At 56.0% G+C, this 19,532-nt stretch carries 12 protein-coding genes; 6 read left to right on the forward strand and 6 right to left on the reverse strand.

All coding sequences use genetic code 11. The annotated features are described in order from the left end of the window. The first annotated feature begins 4 nt into the window (after positions 1-4). The 4 genes from fdxH to ACX8ZY_RS19370 are packed head-to-tail and all read left to right on the forward strand — an operon-like array spanning position 5 to position 3,101. Positions 5-904 (forward strand): formate dehydrogenase subunit beta, encoded by a 900-nt coding sequence (gene fdxH / locus ACX8ZY_RS19355; RefSeq protein WP_010257476.1) that lies wholly within the window; start codon positions 5-7, stop codon positions 902-904. Then, positions 904-1,545 (forward strand): formate dehydrogenase cytochrome b556 subunit, encoded by a 642-nt coding sequence (gene fdoI / locus ACX8ZY_RS19360; RefSeq protein ID WP_010257478.1) that lies wholly within the window; start codon positions 904-906, stop codon positions 1,543-1,545. The genes fdxH and fdoI overlap by 1 nt, the downstream gene beginning before the upstream one ends. Continuing rightward, positions 1,545-2,468, forward strand: coding sequence for a formate dehydrogenase accessory protein FdhE (gene fdhE / locus ACX8ZY_RS19365; protein ID WP_010257482.1), 924 nt, complete (start codon positions 1,545-1,547; stop codon positions 2,466-2,468). The genes fdoI and fdhE overlap by 1 nt, the downstream gene beginning before the upstream one ends. A gap of 21 nt (positions 2,469-2,489) precedes the next feature. After that, positions 2,490-3,101, forward strand: a complete 612-nt coding sequence (locus ACX8ZY_RS19370; RefSeq protein ID WP_010257484.1) for a glutathione S-transferase — start codon at positions 2,490-2,492, stop codon at positions 3,099-3,101. A gap of 102 nt (positions 3,102-3,203) precedes the next feature. Here ACX8ZY_RS19370 and ACX8ZY_RS19375 read toward each other — a convergent pair whose 3' ends face one another. The 3 genes from ACX8ZY_RS19375 to ACX8ZY_RS19385 form a co-directional block, all read right to left on the reverse strand. Then, the gene (locus ACX8ZY_RS19375; protein ID WP_033773231.1) at positions 3,204-3,518 is read right to left on the reverse strand and encodes a type II toxin-antitoxin system RelE/ParE family toxin; all 315 of its coding nucleotides are present in this window, start codon (positions 3,516-3,518) and stop codon (positions 3,204-3,206) included. Further along, complete coding sequence (locus ACX8ZY_RS19380; RefSeq protein ID WP_033773230.1) at positions 3,518-3,796, reverse strand: type II toxin-antitoxin system ParD family antitoxin; 279 nt, start codon at positions 3,794-3,796, stop codon at positions 3,518-3,520. The genes ACX8ZY_RS19375 and ACX8ZY_RS19380 overlap by 1 nt, the downstream gene beginning before the upstream one ends. A gap of 592 nt (positions 3,797-4,388) precedes the next feature. Continuing rightward, a complete protein-coding gene (locus tag ACX8ZY_RS19385) occupies positions 4,389-5,651 on the reverse strand; it encodes a glycosyltransferase family 9 protein (RefSeq protein ID WP_158132118.1) in 1,263 nt (420 codons plus the stop codon). A gap of 624 nt (positions 5,652-6,275) precedes the next feature. On the opposite strand from ACX8ZY_RS19385, the gene ACX8ZY_RS19390 reads away from it, so the two are divergent. Further along, complete coding sequence (locus tag ACX8ZY_RS19390) at positions 6,276-6,500, forward strand: SymE family type I addiction module toxin (RefSeq protein ID WP_158132120.1); 225 nt, start codon at positions 6,276-6,278, stop codon at positions 6,498-6,500. Next, positions 6,497-6,685: a hypothetical protein gene (locus ACX8ZY_RS19395; protein ID WP_158132122.1), complete on the forward strand. Its 189-nt coding sequence runs from the start codon at positions 6,497-6,499 to the stop codon at positions 6,683-6,685. Before ACX8ZY_RS19390 ends, ACX8ZY_RS19395 begins: the two co-directional genes overlap by 4 nt. A gap of 135 nt (positions 6,686-6,820) precedes the next feature. On the opposite strand, the gene ACX8ZY_RS19400 is transcribed toward ACX8ZY_RS19395, so the two are convergent. Genes ACX8ZY_RS19400 through ACX8ZY_RS19410 form a run of 3 tightly spaced genes read right to left on the reverse strand, consistent with a single transcriptional unit; the run spans position 6,821 to position 19,249 of the window. Continuing rightward, positions 6,821-7,045 carry a hypothetical protein gene (locus ACX8ZY_RS19400; RefSeq protein ID WP_133248907.1) on the reverse strand — a complete coding sequence of 75 codons (225 nt, stop codon included), beginning with the start codon at positions 7,043-7,045 and terminating at the stop codon, positions 6,821-6,823. After that, a complete protein-coding gene (locus tag ACX8ZY_RS19405; RefSeq protein ID WP_158149694.1) occupies positions 7,045-17,460 on the reverse strand; it encodes a hemagglutinin repeat-containing protein in 10,416 nt (3,471 codons plus the stop codon). Before ACX8ZY_RS19405 ends, ACX8ZY_RS19400 begins: the two co-directional genes overlap by 1 nt. 58 nt (positions 17,461-17,518) lie before the next feature. Continuing rightward, positions 17,519-19,249: a ShlB/FhaC/HecB family hemolysin secretion/activation protein gene (locus ACX8ZY_RS19410; protein ID WP_421665160.1), complete on the reverse strand. Its 1,731-nt coding sequence runs from the start codon at positions 19,247-19,249 to the stop codon at positions 17,519-17,521. Positions 19,250-19,532: the final 283 nt, after the last annotated feature.

A 19,532-nucleotide genomic window follows, 5' to 3' on the forward strand; every position in this document is an offset into this window, starting at 1 on the left:
GACAATGGCTTATCAATCACAAGATATTATCCGTCGCTCAGCGACCAACGGCTTCACCCCACCGCCACAGGCGCGCGATCACCAGCGTGAAGTCGCGAAGCTCATTGACGTCACCACCTGTATTGGCTGCAAAGGCTGTCAGGTCGCCTGCTCCGAATGGAACGACATCCGCGATGAAGTCGGTCATAACATCGGGGTCTATGACAACCCTACCGATTTGACCGCCAAATCCTGGACGGTGATGCGCTTCTCGGAAGTTGAAGAGAACGGCAAGCTGGCCTGGCTGATTCGCAAAGATGGCTGCATGCACTGCGCCGATCCCGGCTGCCTGAAAGCCTGTCCGTCGGCAGGTGCCATTATTCAGTACGCCAACGGCATCGTCGATTTCCAGTCTGAGCAGTGTATTGGCTGCGGCTACTGCATTGCGGGTTGCCCGTTCAACGTGCCGCGGCTCAACAAAGAGGATAACCGCGCCTACAAATGCACCCTGTGCGTGGATCGCGTCAGCGTCGGCCAGGAGCCTGCCTGTGTGAAGACCTGTCCGACCGGCGCCATTCATTTCGGCAGCAAAAGCGACATGCTGACGCTGGCGGAGGAACGCGTGGCGGAGCTGAAGTCGCGCGGGTTTGCGCAGGCTGGCCTCTACAACCCGGAAGGCGTGGGCGGCACCCACGTGATGTATGTGCTGCATCATGCCGATAAGCCTCAGCTCTACCACGGGCTGCCTGCTAACCCGGGCATCAGCCCGACGGTGACCTTCTGGAAGGGGATCTGGAAACCGCTGGCGGCGGTGGGTTTTGCCGCTACGTTCGCCGCCTCTATTTTTCACTATGTTGGCGTTGGCCCGAATCGCGTCACTGAAGAGCACGACGACAACGACGATCACCCTGAGGAGCGCAAATAATGAAAAAGCCCGATCATCTGGTGCGTTACCGCGCACCCGAACGCATCAATCACTGGATTGTCGCGATTTGCTTTGTCATGGCCGCCTTAAGCGGATTAGGGTTTTTCTTTCCGTCGTTTAACTGGCTGATGCAGATATTTGGCACACCACAGCTGGCGCGTATTCTGCATCCTTTTGTCGGTGTGGTGATGTTCGTTGCTTTTATGCTGATGTTTTTGCGTTACTGGAAACACAACCTGATTAATCGCGATGACCTTTACTGGGCCAGAAACATTCACCGGATTGCGCTGAATGAAGAGGTGGGTGATACCGGTAAATATAACTTTGGTCAGAAGTGTGTGTTCTGGGCTGCTATTATCAGCTTAGTGTTGCTGCTTGCCAGTGGCATCGTGATCTGGCGACCTTACTTTGCCGATGCCTTCGCCATTCCGCTGATTCGTCTGGCGTTGGTGGTGCATTCGGTGTCAGCGGTGGCGCTGATCATCGTCATTATGGTGCACATTTATGCTGCGTTGTGGGTCAAAGGCACACTGACCGCGATGGTGGAAGGCTGGGTCAGCGCCGAATGGGCCAGGCAGCACCATCCTCGCTGGTATCGCGAGCAGCGTAATCCGCCAATAAAACAGGAAAAACGCCCCTGATGAGTATTCGCATAATCCCGCAAGATCAGCTGGAGAAAGGCGAAAAGACAACGGCGGAGATGATTCCGCCGTTACTTTTTCCACGGCTGAAAAATTTATACAGCCGTCGTGCTGCGCGACTGCGTGACCTGGCGGCGAAAAACCCACTCGGCGACTACCTGCGCTTTGCGGCGGTGATCGCTGAAGCGCAGGAGATTGTGCTGTATGACCATCCGCTGCACATCGACCTGCATGCCCGCCTGACGCAGAGCGCCAGCGAGGGCAAGCCGCCGCTGAATATTCATACCCTGCCGCGCGATCCCCACTGGCAGCGACTGCTGCATTCACTGATTGCCGAGCTGAAGCCAGAGATGAGCGGTCAGGCACTGGCGGTGCTGGAGAATCTGGAGAAGGCGTCCGCCACCGAGCTGGAGACGCTGGCCAGCGCGCTGTTTACCGGCGAGTATGCGCTGGTCAGCAGCGACAAAGCACCCTTTATCTGGGCGGCGCTTTCGCTCTACTGGGCGCAGATGGCGGCCCTGATCCCAGGCAAAGCACGCGCTGAGATGGGCGATCAGCGTCAGTTTTGTCCGGTCTGCGCCAGTATGCCGGTCGCCAGCGTGGTGCATATGGGCAGTCATGAAGGCGCGCGCTATCTGCACTGTAATCTGTGCGAAAGTGAATGGCATGTGGTGCGCAGCAAATGTACCCAGTGCGAACAGTCCCGTGATCTGCACTACTGGTCGATCGACAGCGAACGGGCGGCGGTGAAAGCAGAGAGCTGTGGCGACTGCGGCACTTACCTGAAGATGCTCTATCAGGAGAAAGATCCGGCCATTGAACCGGTGGCAGATGACCTGGCATCGCTGATACTGGATGCCAGAATGGAGCAGGAAGGCTTCGCACGCAGCAGTCTCAATCCCTTTATGTTTCCTGGCGAATAGTCACTGACTCTGGAGAACCCGATGAAACTGATTGGCAGCTATACCAGCCCGTTTGTGCGTAAGATTTCGATTATCATGCTGGAAAAAGGCATTACTTTTGAATTCGTTAACGCATCGCCTTACAGCGATGACAGCCACGTGCCGCACTACAATCCGCTGGGCAAAGTTCCGGCGCTGGTCGCTGACGATAAGCAAATCTGGTTCGATTCCAGCATCATTGCGGAGTTTCTGGAACTGCGTGGCGTGGAGCCTGCTCTGCTGCCTGCCGATCCGCTTGAATCGCTTAACATCCGTCAGCTGGAGAAGCTGGCGGATGGCGTCAGCGATGCCGCGCTGGTGATCGTGCGCGAGCAGATGCGTCCGGGGGATTTGCAGTCGGAAGAGGTGCTGCTGCGCAATCGTGAAAAGATTCAGCGCAGCCTCGACATGCTGGAAGCGAAGGCGGCAGAGGGGAAATGGCTTAACAACGGCCAGCTCAATCTGGCGGATATCGCCACCGGTTGCATGATCGGCTACCTCAATTTCCGCCGCGTAGTGCCGAACTGGTGTGTTGAACGACCGGCGCTGGTGAAGCTGGCGGAAACGCTGTTTCAGCGCGAGAGCTTTGCGCGGACGACGCCGCCTGCGGCGTGATGGGTCAGGCGAAATAACTATCAAAGCGCCCCGGGCAGGCATGGAAGCGACATTTTGTTACGCTGCACAGGAAAAATATAATCGGCCTGCTGGTCTGACAACTCAGTCAATTTCGTCTCCAGACAGGTCATTTTCATAATCCTGCCCGCCATGCCATATGCCTAAAACACTCACTGTTTTCTCAGACAGCATGAAAGCAATTATTGTCCGTCTGCGGTAATTGGTGATTCTCAGTCCTGGCAGAAGATCATCACGACAGTTCCCTCTATGTGGGAACTGTGCAAGAGACTCACAATAATCGATGACGTTTTCCGTAAAGTTTAAAGCGGTATAGGGTGTCGCTGCTTGCGCGATATAACGGTAAAGTTCTGCCAGTTGTTCCTGCGCCTCTGGTGCGAACACCACCCTGTAAACCATTACTCCTCCCCGGTCGCCTTCCTGTGTTCCGCTTTCAGTCTGTTCCTGAGGTCGTTAGCGCTCAGGCTTTGTGTTTCGCCACTTTGAAGTGCTTCCCAGGCGGGCACTACCTTTTCATGCAGCCATTGTTCCACGGCATGATCCCGTGCCATCAGCGCACGCAATCCTTCACGGATCACTTCGCTTTCCGATGCATATTCGCCGCTGGCAACACGTGCCTTAACCTGTGCTGCCATTTCATTGGGCAGCGTGATACTCATCTGCTGTGTTGTTCTCATGGGTAACCTCTTTCTTCTGCCTGATAGGATTTAATCATACTCACCTTTCTGGCAGCTGTCAGTTTCACACTCTGTTATGTCGCTCTCTCCTGAGAATTGGGGACTTACAGATGTCGTCGAGGGTATCCGGTTTTCAACAGCGCGATAGCACATCTTATCAGCGGTTCAGGCACTGTCATTATCGGACAGTGTAAAAACCATACAGATTATAATGTGCATAACCTGGACTTAAAGATTGAATAGCTGGCTGTTTAAAGGAGCTGAAGAGGGATTCAGGAATAGAAAACCACACAAAACCTGCGGGAAAAACAATGGGTTTTTCAGAGGCGCCTCTCAGTTTATTACCTGGCTTTTTGGGATTAAAGGTTATTGTTTTCAGGCAAATTTTTACCTACGAGCATACCCACCACCGCATGCACAATCAGGTTTGCTTCAGTATTTCACCACATCTTTTCTGTCAGTCCCTTTCGTGATAGTCAGCGTATGTATCTGCTCTGCAGGATAGGGTGCCGCTGCGGCGTGAGAGCTTTCTAAGCCAGCCCACTTAAGAAGGACAATGGTGTCTGGCACGGCAGGACGCTTTATCTGCTGGTCAGCAGCAGAGCTGATCAGAGGAGGCGATACAGCAGTCGGGAGCATGATAACCGTGCGTACGAACAGGTTCTTTCAACTCGATCACCGATACGGATTCCTGAAATTTCATCTCACGCTTGCCCAATAAATTCCTTCGGATTATCTCTTTAAAAATACGCTCAGGGATATTCTGAGCATCGGATGTTTTATCATCATGAACAATGATGTGGCTTGCGTTTTCATAGCCTGGCGCCCACATATTATTATTAGGCGCATTTTTGTAAACGGCGATAAGAGGTTTTTTCCACGCAGCAGAGATATGTACAATTGATGTATCTGGCGTTATCACCATATCTGATTCTTTAATTAATGCCATCACATGATGCAAAGTATAAAAGGGATTTTTCACAACATTTCCAGGAAGCGGCACCGCTATTTCATTACGATGATCCAGGGTGATGATTTTCACCTCTCTGCTGTTATTATTAATCATATTAATAATTTCCAGCAATTGCTGTTGTGAGAAGTTCCTTTCCAGCGTGCCAGCAAAAGCATTAATAACAATTTTTTTCTTACTTTTCCAGGGACTAAGAAAGTGCCTCACCTCATCAAGCACAACATCAGGAAAATGAAGACTGTAAGTGAAATTGCCTGTCGCTTTAACGCCAATGCTTTTACTTATCAAAGAAAGTAACTCTGTAACATGCTGCTTTTCATTTTTATAGGGAACCGAAACTGTGTAATGGCTGATGTCAGATTGCTTATTTAGGCCAATAACGAATCTGGCATTGATATCCCGAAATAACTTCATTCGATGCACCGGCGTTTCGGATAAGCAAGGATCGATAATCAGATCATACTTATTTCTATTTAGCATTTTCATCGTTGCTTGTGAAACGGTATGATAAAAAGACTTCAGGTAATGGTTATAACTGCAATTTCCTGCCTTATAAATATGCCTGATAAAAGGGCTGTATTTTATTATGTCGTAACAGGCTTCAGTTACCAGCAAATCTACTGCATAGCCAGCCTGATGAAGTGACCTGATGAGTGGCATCGAAACGATGATATCACCCACTTTTCCTTCATTGCGAACAAGCAGTACAGTTTTCACGGAGTCAGGTTCAAAGGAGACTTTTTTCCGTTTATCCCACAGAAGCTTTGCAATAGAGATTCTTGCCTCGAGTTTCACCTCTTTAAGATAGTAGTTTTTTCTTCGATTCCATTCGCGTATTTTTTTGAATGGTCCCTTTGATACGGTGATCCTCACATCCTTATTCATTTCACCCTTCCTGCTTCCTGATAAGATCTTTTATTTGATACAAAAATCACTTAAATCAATCGTCTTTTATTTATATTAACCTTTTAATAATCATGTGATTCTACAACATCCTGAAACGCTTACGCTATACAATAATATTTAATCGTTCTGCAGGATCATCATTCAATTAACATTACTGATTGGATTTTTGCTAAAAACACCCAGCCATTATCGTTCCCATTAACCTTACTGCATCATGCGCCGTGATATGACAACTCAGGTTGCTAAATATAAGTTACTCACTGAAATTTCACTAATGGTAAGCTCTGATAAATAACCCACTCAAAGGTAATCATTGAATAGAATCAGCTATTTTTAACATTACTTCCCGAAGACTTATTACGGACATAGCGCCAGGGTAAACGCTTTCAGGGGTAATGGTGACAGACCGAAAAAACAATCCATTTTTCAAAGACGACTCGCAGTTTATTACTTAGCTTTCAGCGAGTTTACACAGCAGACGGTGTATATTTGAACAGGAGAAAATAGGAAAGGAAGAACGTAACGAGAGATTTTTTAGCGCGGCTGAAGCGAGCGCCAACCCGCAACAGCCGCTGACCACAACTAACTGAGCAGGAGTTAATTATGGCTGGAACAGATTCTACGTCAGAACCCGCTGTACCCCAAGCACGGAAAAGCATCGTTGGTTACCGCCCCAACGGTGGCAGACCGAATCCATTACCCCAACTGACCATCAAAGGACGATGGCTGGAACAGTGGGGATTTATTAAAGGCCAGCCCGTCAGCATCATCGCCGAACAGGGCCAGCTGATTATCCGCATCGCGACCGTCAGGAAGGATGATTTATGAATATCACCCTTATGCAAGGGCCAGTCCCGGAGCTGAACATCGCGGGCACTCAGCTTGACGCGCTCGGATTTACCGGTGACAAGCTGATTATCGGCGGCGGCTGGCTGACCGGCTTCGGTATCACTGAATCGAGACAGCTGAAGATTACCGCTGAGCCCGGTGTGATGCGATTGCATATGCGGTAAGCGGGGGGATTTATGACCAAATAGAAGATCGAAGTGATCACCGGGCCGGTGACAGTAGATCATCCGGCTTGCGACTGAAGTGTAACTGACTGATAAAATTAAAATCCCAGCTGCCTGGCTGGGATTAACAAAAAGTTACCGATAATAAAAATACCAAAAAACAAAACCTGCCGGAAGGCCCATCCAGGTTAATTTGAGGCAAATAAATAAATCAACCACTGAAAATGGAAATTTATTGTCCATATCCCAAGCCAACCATGCTCCCAGTAAACGACCAAACATTGTTAAAATAAAAATAATCACACTCATTGAAAAGCATAAATATAAAATATTAAGTAATGAACCTGTGCTATTTTTCATTACTTACCTCCACTATCTTTCAGTTTATCTTGAACCATTCCGGATAGAGCAGTATCCCCAACATTACCGATTATTGATGGTAATGGATTTTGTGGCACTGATTTGGTTATCGTCCAGACGCCCGTTGGCACCCATTCATACTGTTTTGATACAGGATTAAGTTTTTTATCAAATGGTACTTTTAGAATATTACCCATAGCATAACCAGTTGAAGCACCTGCTTTACTCAACAGCGCAGCCATAAACGGATCATCACCGCTGATTTCAGCCTGGTAATAACCGCCTGTCGCATTCCATGTCACTGTCGGATTGTAACCTTTACCTGCCGTAATGGCGCCGATCACCCCGGACCCGATCACATCTGATAATTTCACTTCGCCTGTCGTTCCATACTGTATACCTGCACCCAATCCAGCACCGACACCCACCGCAATAAGCTGCTCTTTGGTATTATTCATGGCATTAGTCATAATTGCTTTCCCACCCATTATCACTACCGGCCAGGAAGTTGGGTTCATTACCACATCCATAAACCGATCACTTTTCGTGATATTATCCTTAAGGAATTTAAGATCAGACCCGTTAAGATATTTAACTATCGCAGCTGCATCCGGATCTTTCAGTTTATCACCCAGCCTTACCTGATGTTTATCAGCATCCAGAGCAATGTTAGTTTCCGCCTGAACCAGTTCTTCCCAGCTTACACAGGCAACACCTCCTCCGGTGCAGGCTTCCGCCAGTTCTTTACTGTTTTTATTGCTGATATCAATATATTTGTTAATTACGGCCTGACAGTCACCGCCCGACGCTTTACAGTCCGAGAGTTCTTTATCAAGCGCCCTGGCTTCTGCGGTGTGCAAATGATTATTCTCAACCGCATTTTTACCCGCCTGAGCCCCCGCCACCGCATCCGCCGCGCTGTCACCAACCACGCCGCCCGCCAGACCCGCCGCCAGCGTCCCCAGCGCACTTATCGTCTGCCGCTGCTCCTCAGACAGGTCTTCACGTTTAACCCCCGGATACATCTGCTGCGCGATGTACTCGCCCATCACCGCGCCCGAGGCACCCGCCAGCGCCGCATTGCCCGACGCATACGAGGTTACCGCACCCAGCACCGCGTGCGCCATCAGGTTCGCCTGGACATTTACCTTACCGTTCGCGTCCGTGGTCAGTTCATGTATCTTTTCCGCCAGGTACGGTGCCGACGCGCCGCTCACCGCCTGCGCCACGTTCCCGCCCGACAGGCCCTGCACCGCCGCCGTCACCGCGCTGATGCCCTGCTGCAGCGACGAACCCGTGCCGAACGGCTTCATCGCGTTGTCATACGCCCGCTGCGATATATCGGCTTCCGTATAAGGCTTACCGCTTGCCGCCAGCTGCTCCCTCGCCGCCTGAAGCGCCGCCGGGTCCTGCTGCGCCTTCATGCCCGCTATCTGACCCTGCGTCCGCGCGATATCTCCCGCCTGGCTGCCGATTTCACCTATCAGCTGCGCCGCCTTCAGCCGGTTCTGCTCCTTCTCCTTGTCAAAGATGACGTCCAGCCCCGGATTCGCGTTCGCCACGTCGCGGCTGAGGTCCGCCACGTCCTGCGTCTGCTGTTCCTTATCGCGGATAACGATGGTGCCCTCACTCACCGCCGCCTTCGTGGTGGAGTCCGCGCTGCCGCTGTCGTTCAGCCCCGCCAGCATGCCGTTCGCCATGTTCCCGGCGAACTGACCGCCGATGCCGCCGCCCGTGCTCAGGCCCGCACTCTGATGCTCCACCTCATATTCCGCATGGTTCTCTATATCGCCGAAGCCCAGCGTGCCGGTGTCGAGCCGGTTCTTATCGGCGGAGGCCGTCGAGCTGATGACCGCCCCGTTCAGCTGCGTGTGCTCACCTACCGTGACGTCAAAGCCGCCCTTGCCCGCAAAAATCCCGGTCTGCTCCGCCACGCTCTGCCAGTTGCTGTGCATCTTATCCCGGCTCACGTTCACGTTCGCCGACCCGGTCATTGAGCCGAAGGTAAAGCTGCCGCCCGCGCTGGCGCTCTGCTGCTTGCTGTCGTAGCGGTCGCTGTCCTGCTCTGAGGTCAGCGTCAGGTTGCGGCCCGCGTCCACCTTCACGCTCTCACCGTTTGCCTGCGCGCCCGTGAGCGTGATGTCGCGCCCGCTGGTCAGGCTGAGCCGGTTGCCCGCGTCCAGCGTGGTCTCGCTGTGCGTCAGCCCGTTGCCTTTTTCGCTGCCCTTCGCCGCGTTGACGCTCGCCGACACGCTGATGCCGTAGCCGCCTGACCCGACGCCGATACCGACCCCGGCGCTGCCGCCCTTGCTGCTGTTCTTACTGTCGGTGCTCTGCGTGTTCTGCGCCGACTGCAGCAGAATGTCCCGCGACGCATCCAGGCTCAGGTCGCCGCCCGCCTTCAGCTGGCTGCCGGTGATGCTGATGTCGCCGCTCTGCGCCGTACCGTTTTTGCCGGTTGCCGTGACGGTCAGATTCCGGCCCGCCGTCAGCGTGCTGCCCTGCGACTGACTGCTTTCAGTACGCGCTTCGCTTTTCGACGACTGGCTGCCGTACGAGGCGCTGACGCCGATGGTGTTGGTCGATCCCGCCTGATAGCCGTCCTGCCCGGGCTTCAGGTCGCCGGCTGTATTGTGCGCGTCCGCGGCGGCAGTGTTCAGCCCGTCCATCTGAACCGCCTGCGCCGCCTGCACCCCGTTCAGCGCCGCCTGGGTGTTCTGCAGCGCGCTGACCCGCCCGTCGCCCGACTTCCTGGCCTGCTGCGCGCTGCTGACCGCCGTGTTGAGCGCGCTGCCTGCCGTGCCTGACAGGGCGATGCTCAGACCGCTCTGTTTCTGCTCGAAGGTTTCCTTACGGCTGCGTGAATCAAAGCCCGGGTCGATAGTTACGCTGTCGCCCGTCAGGTTCATGTCTTTACCCGCCACCAGGTCTGCGCCGCCGACGTGCAGCCGGTTGCCCGCCGTGATGTCCACGCTGCCCTGGCTGCTGCCGATGGTGCTGACGCTCTGGCTCTGGGTGGTGCCTTTTTCATCAATTTCGTGCCGCGTGGACTGCTTGCCGATGGTGAAACCGATGCCACCGCTGCCCAGCAGCCCGCTCTTTTTCTTTTCTTTCAGCTGGTAGTGGCTGCCGGTCTCGGTTGCCGCGCCGATCTCCACGTCGCGTCCGGCCCGCAGACTGACGTCCTGGTCTGCGGCCACCGCCGAGCCGGTCACCGTCAGGTCGCGCCCGGCAATGACCGTGACACTTTCGCCGCTCAGCAGGCTGCCGTTCTCGCGCGTGCTGCCGTCCTGCGTAATAGTGTGGCTGCTGCTCTTTTTCAGGAAGCCTTTTCTCTCAGAACGTTCTTCACTAAAGTCCAACGCCCGTTCGGTGGCGGTATTGAGGGTCACATCCTGTTTCGCCTGCAGTGCAACGGCCCCCAGCTCACTGTGCAGAGTGCTGGCCGTGGCGGTGATGCTGCCGTCCTGCGCTACCACCGTGACGCCATCACGTCCACTGAGTGTGCTCCCCACCACGTTCTCACTCAGCATTTCCTCTGAGCGTTCACCTTTGGTTTTCCGGCCGCGACTTTTTTCTTCTGAGACGCGGTGCTCGCTGTCTGTCGTGTGGCTGAGGATGACATCCTTTTTCGCCTGCAGCGCAACAGCACCCTGTCCGCTGTGCAGCGTGCTGCCGGTGACCGTCACGTCACCCTCACGCCCGATGACCATTACGCCCTGCTCTCCGCCGAAGGTGCTTCCCATGCTGCCCTCACGAATCGTCTCCTCGTCACGATGACTGCGGGTATTACCCAGCCGCCTGTTCTCGCTGTCCAGGTCCTGCGTGCGGGTATGCGCGTCCTTGATGGTAACGTTCTGCGCGCTGATGCCAATGCGGCCCTCGGTACTATCAACCTGCGCGCCTTCGGCCAGCAGGTTATTACCCGCCACCAGCGTCACGCCCTGGTCACCGCTCAGGGTGCTGAGCACCAGGCGATCTTCCGTGCGGCTGTTGCTGACCGATGAAGTCCGGCTGCCAGCCTCAAGATGGGTGGCATTGGTGGTGGTTTCAGCGCCGATGTGAATGTCGCCGCCAGCCTGAACCCGGGCAGAGCCGGAGGCGCTGGCCTGGCTACCGGTCAGCGTCAGGTCACGCCCGGCCGAGAGCAGAAGATTGCCACCGGCGTTAAGCTCGCTGCCCTGCGCCTGCTGCCACTCGCCGCTGACCTGCGCCATGCGCCTGCCCGCTTCTTCTATGCCGCTGCTGGTGCGGTTACCCATCGCCCCGGAGATCACGTTCAGGCTGCCGCTGTGACTGCTTTTCGCGGCACCGATCTCAAGGTTGTTGTGCGCGCTCAGACTGAGGTTATTGGTGGCATTGAGTTTCGCGCCCTGCAGCCGGATATCGGTGCCGCTGAGGCTGATATCCTCAGCACTCATCGTCGCCTGACGCAGGGCATTCTGCAGATCGGTGCTGATCGTCAGCGTCTCCGCCTTCACATCAATGCTGCCCGCCTTGATATCGCCACCCAGGTGCTGAAACTGCCCGCTGTCGATGGAGAGCGCCTGGTCCGCAAAGAGGTTACCGGCATTAGTCACGCTGTCTGCCGAGAGCTGCAGATTACCGCCGCCAATCACCGCGCCCGCGCCAGTCAGGCGCAGCGTGGTCTGTGCCAGATAAACTTTCGGCACCCACACCGTCTGAGGGCCGTCTGCCGTATCAACCGTTTCGCTGACCAGCCAGACGATATCCTGTTGCAGCGCCGCAATCTGCTGCGGCGTCAACGCCACGCCCGGCACCAGATGGAAATCCTGCGCCACTTTAGAGCCGTTGTTCATTAGCTCCTGATACTGCGCCATCGCATCCCAGCCGTTAACGGAAGGCCTGCCGGTCAGTTTCAGGACCTGCTCGCGAACCAGACGCTGCTCATAAAAACCGTCGCCCAGGCGTTTATGCACCTGTGACGGGTCGTAACCCACCCGTTCAAGCAGATAGTCGCTGCTGATAAATTTGCTCTTGCTGGTAAAACGCTCGTCAGTCACGATCAGATACGGGCTGCCCGCCGCGGTATGCTGGCTGAACAGACCATTATTGGGGATGGTTGTGGCGACTTTCTCCAGCTGTTGTAGCGCCGTCAGGGCCAGTTCAGCCGGTAACAGTGGGCGACCCGTTGTGTTATTACCCGTCGTAAGTTCTGTGTCGCCGTCATGGCGGGCGACCCCGTCCACGGCAAATGCCAGTGGGTTACGTTCATACTCAGCGCGCTCAGCGTCCACTGCCTGCAGCGCCGCTTCAAGCTGGCTTATCTGCGCCTGATTAACGGTGGTATTGCTGATGCTGGTCCCGTTAATGCTGACGTTGCCGTTGCCGGTAATGATGCCGTCAACGGTTGCCAGGGCGGTGGTCTCATCGGAATTGAAGGTTGGATACCAGTGGTGGGTATCTTTATCCATATGATCGACAATCACTTCCTGGCGTCGCTCATTGACCGAGTAACCCCGGTTATCAATGCTGCCACCGCCATCCAGTGTCAGATTGCCGTTAGCCGTGATCACGCTGGCATCGTTGAGTAACGCTCCGGTGATGCGTAGGATCATGTTGCCGTCCGCCAGAATACGGGCACCCATGCCTTCGCTGACCAGCCGATCACGCGTTATGGTGCCAGCTGCAGTTCGTTCACGGAAATTGTTGTAATCAGTAACGAACGGCGCATTGTCGATGTCGATATGTTTTTCGGGATCCCATTGCTCCAGACGTCCACGATCATGTTCACGCCACACCGTATTTTGATAGGGAGTCGGTACGTTATTTTGCCGGAATCCGCGGGTTTCATAGAACGTCATGGCATACGTGCCATCGGCGCTGGGGTTCAGCGCCAGATAGTTAACCCAAAGATCGGTCAATACGCCCTGATTGTTCATGACACGAACCTGGGCGCGTTTGCCCGCAGCGTCAATTGCCAGCAGGGTGCCGTAAGGATTGCTCTGCGCCGCTGACTCATCCTGGAAAGTCAGTTGCTGGGTCGTTGACGCCATGGTGCTGAGATCGGTGCTCACTGCTGAGCCATAAGATCGCCAGTAGTAGTTATAACGATGCCACTTGTAGTCGCTGGTCTCAGCCTCACGCTCTATCACCAGCCCTTCGCGCAAGTTGTCGAGCCGCCGCGCCTCCAGCGTCATATCACCATCCGCTTCAACAAAGCTCGCCCGGTTCTCGATCAGGTCATCGCTATGCAATGACAGGCGATTGCCGCTATAGAGCAGCGCGCCATCTGTGTTGCTCAGCCGCTCGCGGGCCTGCAGGGTCAGGTTTTGAGTTGCCGCGATAACCGCAGGCTGTCCATGGTTGTCGATTACCCGACCACGCACGGTGACTTCATCACCCATCAACGCGGCACGGTTATCCAGCGAGTCGACACTCAGCGTCAGGTCGTCGGCTTCAAGATGCCCGCTGTTCAGCAGCGCACCGGTCGTGAGCTGAACTGTTTTGCCCACCAGCATCGCCGGGTTGGTTATGCCTGCCGCATTCAGCACCAGATTACCCGGCAGCAGCCAGTCCACCAGGTTAGTAAACGCCCCGCTCAGAGAGACAGTCACCGTGCCGTTACTGCTGATGGTTTCGCTCGCCTGGCGGGTGTAGTCCTGTTGCGCGGTCAGCGTCAGAGCTTGCAGGCCCAGCAGCGTGCCGCCCTGATTATCGAAAGAGTGTGCATGGATGTTTAATGCGCCAGCACTCTCCAGCCGTCCGCTCTGATTGAGCAGCACCAGCGGTGAATCAGTCGGTGAGAGATCACCGTTGAGAATGAGATCGCCATTCGCCAGCACCCTTCCCTGCCGGTTGTCCAGCTGTGCAACACCGCGCAGCATGAGCGTTCCGGCGCTCTGCAGCCGTCCGGCGCTGTTATCGATATCACGTGCAGTAATGTCGCTGTAGGTGGTGCCGAGTAACAGACCGCCGTCGCGGTTGATAAGGCGATCGGCCTGCAGTGAGAGCCCCGCCTGACTGCTGATCACACCCTGGGTACTGTTATCGATCGCCGTGGCGTTCAGCACTAGATCCTGGGTGGCGACAAGCTGGCCGCCCTGATTGTTCAGTTGTGCGGCTTCAAGGGTCAGCGCCGCGCCGCTGTGGACTTTGCCCTGCTGGTTGTTGAGCGTGCCGACGTGATAACTTCCCACGCCCTGGCTAATCAGTGTGCCGCTGGCATTCTCCAGCTGCCCGGTGGTCAGATTAATCGCTTCACGGCTGCTGAACACGCCCTGACGGTTGTTGATCGCTGCGGCATTGATCTGCTGCCCGCCATTACTGCGTACCGCGCCGCCCTTGTTATCAAACTGCCCTGACAGCTGAAGTGTCAGCTGTTGCTGGCTGTCGATATTGCCGCCTGTGTTGTTCAGCGTCTGCGCATCCAGCTGGAACGCTTCGCCGCTCTGGATCTTACCGGCCTGGTTATGCACATCCCCGGCCAGATTCAGCTTCAACTGCCGCTGACTGTAGAGCAGACCGCCCTGGGTGTTATCGAGTCGCGCAGCGGTAATAGTCAGCCCCTCACCAGCCAGCCACTGGCCATCCGCATTGTTAATGTTACCGGTGCGGCTGCCTTCGGTCTGACCCTGAACGGTAAGCTGCTGCTGAGCAGAGACTTTACCGGCCAGGTTGTTGATATCCCGCGCAATGCGTAACGCCATGCCAGCAGCCGATTGCAACACGCCGCTGGCGTTACTAAGCCAGTTCGCCGAGAGTTCAGCCTGCTGCTGACTTTGTACGCTGCCCGCCGTGTTATCGAAACCGGCAGTCGTGGCAGTCCAGCTTCCCTGGCTGCCCATCCAGCCCTGCGCATTGCCCATCTCCTGCGCCTGAAGCGTCTGGCTTAACCGGCTGAAGATGCGGCCATTGCTGTTATCCAGACGACCAGCAACCTGCATATCCAGCGTATCCAGCGCATTGATCGCGCCCTGAGCATTCAACAGAGTTGCGGCGCTGGCCTGCGTGCGGCCATTACCGGTCAGGGTGCCACCCTGATTGTCCCAGTCGCCCGCCAGATTCAGCGTCAGTGCCTGCTGGCTGAGAATCTGCCCTGACTGGCGATTGTTCAGTGCGCCGCCCTGCAGCAGCAGATCGCCGCCGCTTTGCAGCGATCCGCCATCGTTATCAAATAGCGTCGCTGCGGTGCCATGGACCGCGAGGGCATTTTTCGCCGTGAGTTTGCCGCTCTGGTTGAGGATATCGCCACGGCTGGTCAGGTCCAGATCACCGCCAGACTGCAGCCGGCCGCTGACGTTATTGAGCTGATCTGTCGTCGCCGTGACTCGCTCACCGCCCTGTGCCGTTCCGTCGCGGTTCTGCCAGAGTCCGCCGCTGTTGAGTGAGAGATGATGACCCGCTTCGATCCAGCCATCGCTGTTATCCAGGCCCTGTAGTGTCGTCAGATCGAGATCGCGCTGGCTGACGATCTCGCCCTGCACATTATTCAGATGCTGCGCGGTCAGCGACAGCTGACCGCCGTTCAGGGTGCCAGCGTGATTATCGAGATCACCGCCCGCGCTGAGCGTCAGCGCATCACCGGCCAGCAGCTTACCCTGACTGTTGTTTACAGCCGTGCGGGCATTGATAGCCAGCAATGCCTGGGTTTTGACGGTGCCACCCTGGTTAGTCAGGCTGCCTGTCTCAAGCGTCAGATCGCCGTTGTTACCCAGCTCACCCGCGGTATTGTCGAGCAGACCGTCAATCCGCCATTTTTGGGCGGCGTTGTCGAGTGCGACCATGCGTCCACGCTGGTTATTGAGCGAGGCGGCCCGGAAGCTGAGTTGCCGGCTCTCAATCGCTCCGTCGCTGTTATCCAGCCCACCACTCAACGTGAAGCGGCTTTCGCCACTTCCGGTCTGCGACCATCCGGCCTGCTGGCTGAACAGGCTGCGTCCATCAATCTGCCAGCGCCCGGCGCTAATCTGCGCCTGCTGCGCCTCGATGTCACCTGCCGTATTAATCACCAGCTCATCACCGTTGATCACCGCCTGCCGCACGGCAACACCACCCTCCTGAGCCGTCAGCATTGCGCGGCTGGCGGTGACCTGAGCGCCACTGAGATCGACCCGGCGTCCGCGCGCGCTGACCTCTTTTTTGCTCAGCAGGCTGCCGCTGGCCCGAATGGTATCCTGGCTCTCCAGTTGCAGATTAGCTTCCTGCACAACCTGGCTGCTGGCATCGCTGCCTGCCAGCAGGTGTCCGCTGCTCTGGATGCTGCGGGCCGCCGTCAGCCGCACATCACCTGCCGCCGCCAGGGTGCCGGACTGAGTGATTCCGCCTTCGCGGCTCCGGACCGTCAGCTGACCGCCACTGTGGAGCTTGCCCTGATAATCGATATCCTCTCTGGCCGCAAGACTGATGTCGCCTCCGGCCTGCGTCACGCCATCCTGCGCCGCCGACTGCCAGACAAGCTTACCTTCGCTGCTCACCACCAGCGTTTTGCCCGCCTGCACCTGAGCGTTCTGATTTCGCACGCCGACGCCCGCTTCAGTGCCTATCATGCGGATCTGGCCGCTGTACATGCCGCCCATCTGCCCCATGTCGATCGCCAGTTCAGGTCTGGCGCTGCCGTCATCAGCCAGCGGTGTGACCGTCTGTGCGTCTGCGCTTACGCGATTGCGACCGGCCACCACCGCCAGCTCTTTTTTGGCCCAGACGCCCGCATTGTTCTCCACCGCGCGGGCCAGTATGTCAACATACTCAGTATCATGACGGGGATCGCCGTTGAGTCCGCCGCCTTCAATGCGCACCACGCCGCGTTCGACCTGATAACCCGCCAGACTGCCGTCAGCGTTGAGCTGTGGTTTGCCGGTGGTCAGCGTCATCCGTCCGGCGTTGATGGTGCCGCATCCGTTACAGACAATCCCGGCCGGGTTGGCAACGATCACCTGCGCCCGTCCGCCCGCCACTTCCATATAACCGCGCAGCTGGCTGGGATTATTGCTGTTTACTTCGTTGATGATCACCCGCGCCGCTGGGGTGTCTGGGTTGAGATTCGGGTTGCCCTGAATCATTCCGGCCAGTTGTGTTGAGGTCATCACTGCGGAGTTATTCAGGATGGCGCCGTTCTGCGCGACATCGAATTGCTGATACTGGTTATGCGAGATACCCGCCTGATTGGGGGCGGTGATATTAACCTGCGGAAGCCCATTCTGGGTGGCGATGACGTCCGGCCGCTGTCCTGGCGTAGCATTGCTATCCGCCACAATGCCGTTCGCCATTGCAGGCCCGGCAAACAGGGCCATTCCCAGCAGCCACGCCGCGCGGCGTAAAGTGACCCAGAGACGCGGCGTGCCGTTGCCACGGCTCTGACCGGGCTCCGTGCTGCAACTGCGGGCAAGTTCTGACACCACCCGGAGTTCCCCATGGGTGCGGCTGAAGATAATGCGATAGCAATGTTTATTCATGGGTCACATCCATGTGAAAGTCACTCAGTTCAGATAGCGGGATCGCCCGCTTTGGTGGTCAGATTTCCAGGTTAATGCTGAAACCCGCCGTCGCGCCTGATGTATGAAATCCCGCGGGTTTATAGAGCGGAATGCCCGCAAACAGGTCGTAGCTGAAGCGCCCCCAGAGCGCGCCGCGTACGCCTATTGCACTGCCTGCCAGTTGATGTCCGACCAGGTCGCGAGTCGCAGGTCCGCTTACCCGGCCATAATCGGCAGCCAGATAGAGCTCATGTCCGCGCGAGAAAAGATTCCAGCCAATTTCGTTGCGCCACAGCAGTCCTTTTTCCCCCGACAACATCTGTTCACCGTCGAAGCCGCGTACCGTATAACGGCCGGCAATCGCCATGCGCTCCTGTGGCGTCAGGGCATTCGGACTCCATTGGCCCCGCACACTGCTGTAGACCCGCCAGGGCTGCTCGCCCACAGCGAAAGGATGGTTGATGCCGAGGTCGCCCAGCAATATGCCGGTACGCGCGCTGCCCTGATGACGCGACTCTTCTGGTGCAGGAAGCGCATTAAACGCACCAGTACCGCGCCGCCAGGCGATACTGGCGTCCAGCGTGCTGCTGCCCAGATAACTATGCTGATTCAGGCCCAGTTCCCAGCCCGCGGTGCGCCGCTTTTGCTGCTCAATGTCGATATCGTTGACGGCGTTGGTGGAGTGTTTGCGGTAGCCACGCAGATTAAGCGTGGTTTTATTCGACTGATCGCGGTAGAGCAAACGGGAGACCGTGAGCTGGAAATTATCGCTCTTGCCGCTGTAGCGCAGCACCTCATTGGCATTGGGGATGTTCTGGTGATAGGTGTAGTCGTTGTAGTTGGCGGAAACGGCCCAGTAGCCTATCGGGAAAAAGTAATTGAGGGTGTGCGAGCGGTTACCGAACGGCCCATGCTCAAACAGATTTTTGCCAATATTGGCGTAAAACAGATCGTTCTGCGCAAAGGGCGCATCCACTGCGAGGGTGGCGGAACCGAGATAGCGCCCGGTACTTCTGGAGCCGCTGTCATCCAGTCCCAGACTGAGCCGCACCGGTCTGCCTTCGCGCCAGTTGACCTGCAGATCGCTGGTGGCTTCCTGCTCGCCCGGCACGATTTTAATGTCGGCACTGGCGCTGGGCACCCGCTTGAAGTTTTCCAGCCCCTGCTCAATATCCCGCAGATTTAATATCTCGCTCGATGACGCCGGAATCGCATTCCACAGCCGTCCACGCCAGGAAACCGGTTCATCAAAACGGATCCTGCTGATACGGCCCGTCTGTAACGTCAGCGTTAACACGCCTTTGGTCAGATCCTGCTCCTGTGCCATGACGCGGGTGGTGACATAGCCTTTGGCGAGAATTGCATTCTGCACTTTGTTAATGACCAGCACGATGCCCTGTCCGCCCAGGCAGCGGCCGGTGGCGTCCGCGGCGGCGTCGAGCGCCCACTGAAAACGGCTGGCTTCGTCGCCAGTCAGGGCGATCTGATTGATGGTAAAGCAGGGTTGCTCACCGGCAGGATAACCGGGCAGACGACTATCAGGACGGGGAAGATGTTCATTCGCCTGCGGCGCATTCTGCTGTTGCAGCACGCGCTCGCGCGTCTGCTGACGCAGTTGCTCGCGGGCATCAATCGCCTGGCCTTCTTCACGGAGGTTATCGGCTGGCGGAGCTGCCATCACCGGGAAAGCAGAGCAGAGCAGCGCGCCTGCCACCATGGTGAGCAGACGCACTCGCGGATGCCAGAGCGATAAACAAATCCTTTTCATGAAAATTCCATTTCACTAAATGTAACCGGGTGTAAATTCTGGCGAATTATCCATCAGGAAAGGGGAAAAACAAGAGGGCTGGCTATTTTTCGGGCGGTTTCTTAACCTCCGGATTTTGAAAAAATCTTAGGGTATTCCAGGAAAAAATCAGAAATTAACCATTTGATATATATTCAATATTTATCAAGTGGCGCATCACAACAGCCGATTCCTGATGACCGGCAATGGCAGTTTGAGCACTTTAGCGTATTCATTTGCACCCTAAAAAATGGCCGCTATAGCG

The organism is Pantoea sp. XAF26B01_ASV70 (assembly GCF_054512635.1).

Excerpts from the sequence above, each read along its gene's own strand:
- ACX8ZY_RS19405 (WP_158149694.1), bottom strand. The coding sequence starts at position 17,460 with ATGAATAAACATTGCTATCGCATTATCTTCAGCCGCACCCATGGGGAA.
- ACX8ZY_RS19385 (WP_158132118.1), bottom strand. The coding sequence starts at position 5,651 with ATGAATAAGGATGTGAGGATCACCGTATCAAAGGGACCATTCAAAAAA.
- ACX8ZY_RS19370 (WP_010257484.1), top strand. The coding sequence starts at position 2,490 with ATGAAACTGATTGGCAGCTATACCAGCCCGTTTGTGCGTAAGATTTCG.
- fdhE (WP_010257482.1), top strand. The coding sequence starts at position 1,545 with ATGAGTATTCGCATAATCCCGCAAGATCAGCTGGAGAAAGGCGAAAAG.
- ACX8ZY_RS19410 (WP_421665160.1), bottom strand. The coding sequence starts at position 19,249 with ATGAAAAGGATTTGTTTATCGCTCTGGCATCCGCGAGTGCGTCTGCTC.
- ACX8ZY_RS19390 (WP_158132120.1), top strand. The coding sequence starts at position 6,276 with ATGGCTGGAACAGATTCTACGTCAGAACCCGCTGTACCCCAAGCACGG.
- ACX8ZY_RS19400 (WP_133248907.1), bottom strand. The coding sequence starts at position 7,045 with ATGAAAAATAGCACAGGTTCATTACTTAATATTTTATATTTATGCTTT.
- ACX8ZY_RS19375 (WP_033773231.1), bottom strand. The coding sequence starts at position 3,518 with ATGGTTTACAGGGTGGTGTTCGCACCAGAGGCGCAGGAACAACTGGCA.
- ACX8ZY_RS19380 (WP_033773230.1), bottom strand. The coding sequence starts at position 3,796 with ATGAGAACAACACAGCAGATGAGTATCACGCTGCCCAATGAAATGGCA.
- ACX8ZY_RS19395 (WP_158132122.1), top strand. The coding sequence starts at position 6,497 with ATGAATATCACCCTTATGCAAGGGCCAGTCCCGGAGCTGAACATCGCG.
- fdxH (WP_010257476.1), top strand. The coding sequence starts at position 5 with ATGGCTTATCAATCACAAGATATTATCCGTCGCTCAGCGACCAACGGC.
- fdoI (WP_010257478.1), top strand. The coding sequence starts at position 904 with ATGAAAAAGCCCGATCATCTGGTGCGTTACCGCGCACCCGAACGCATC.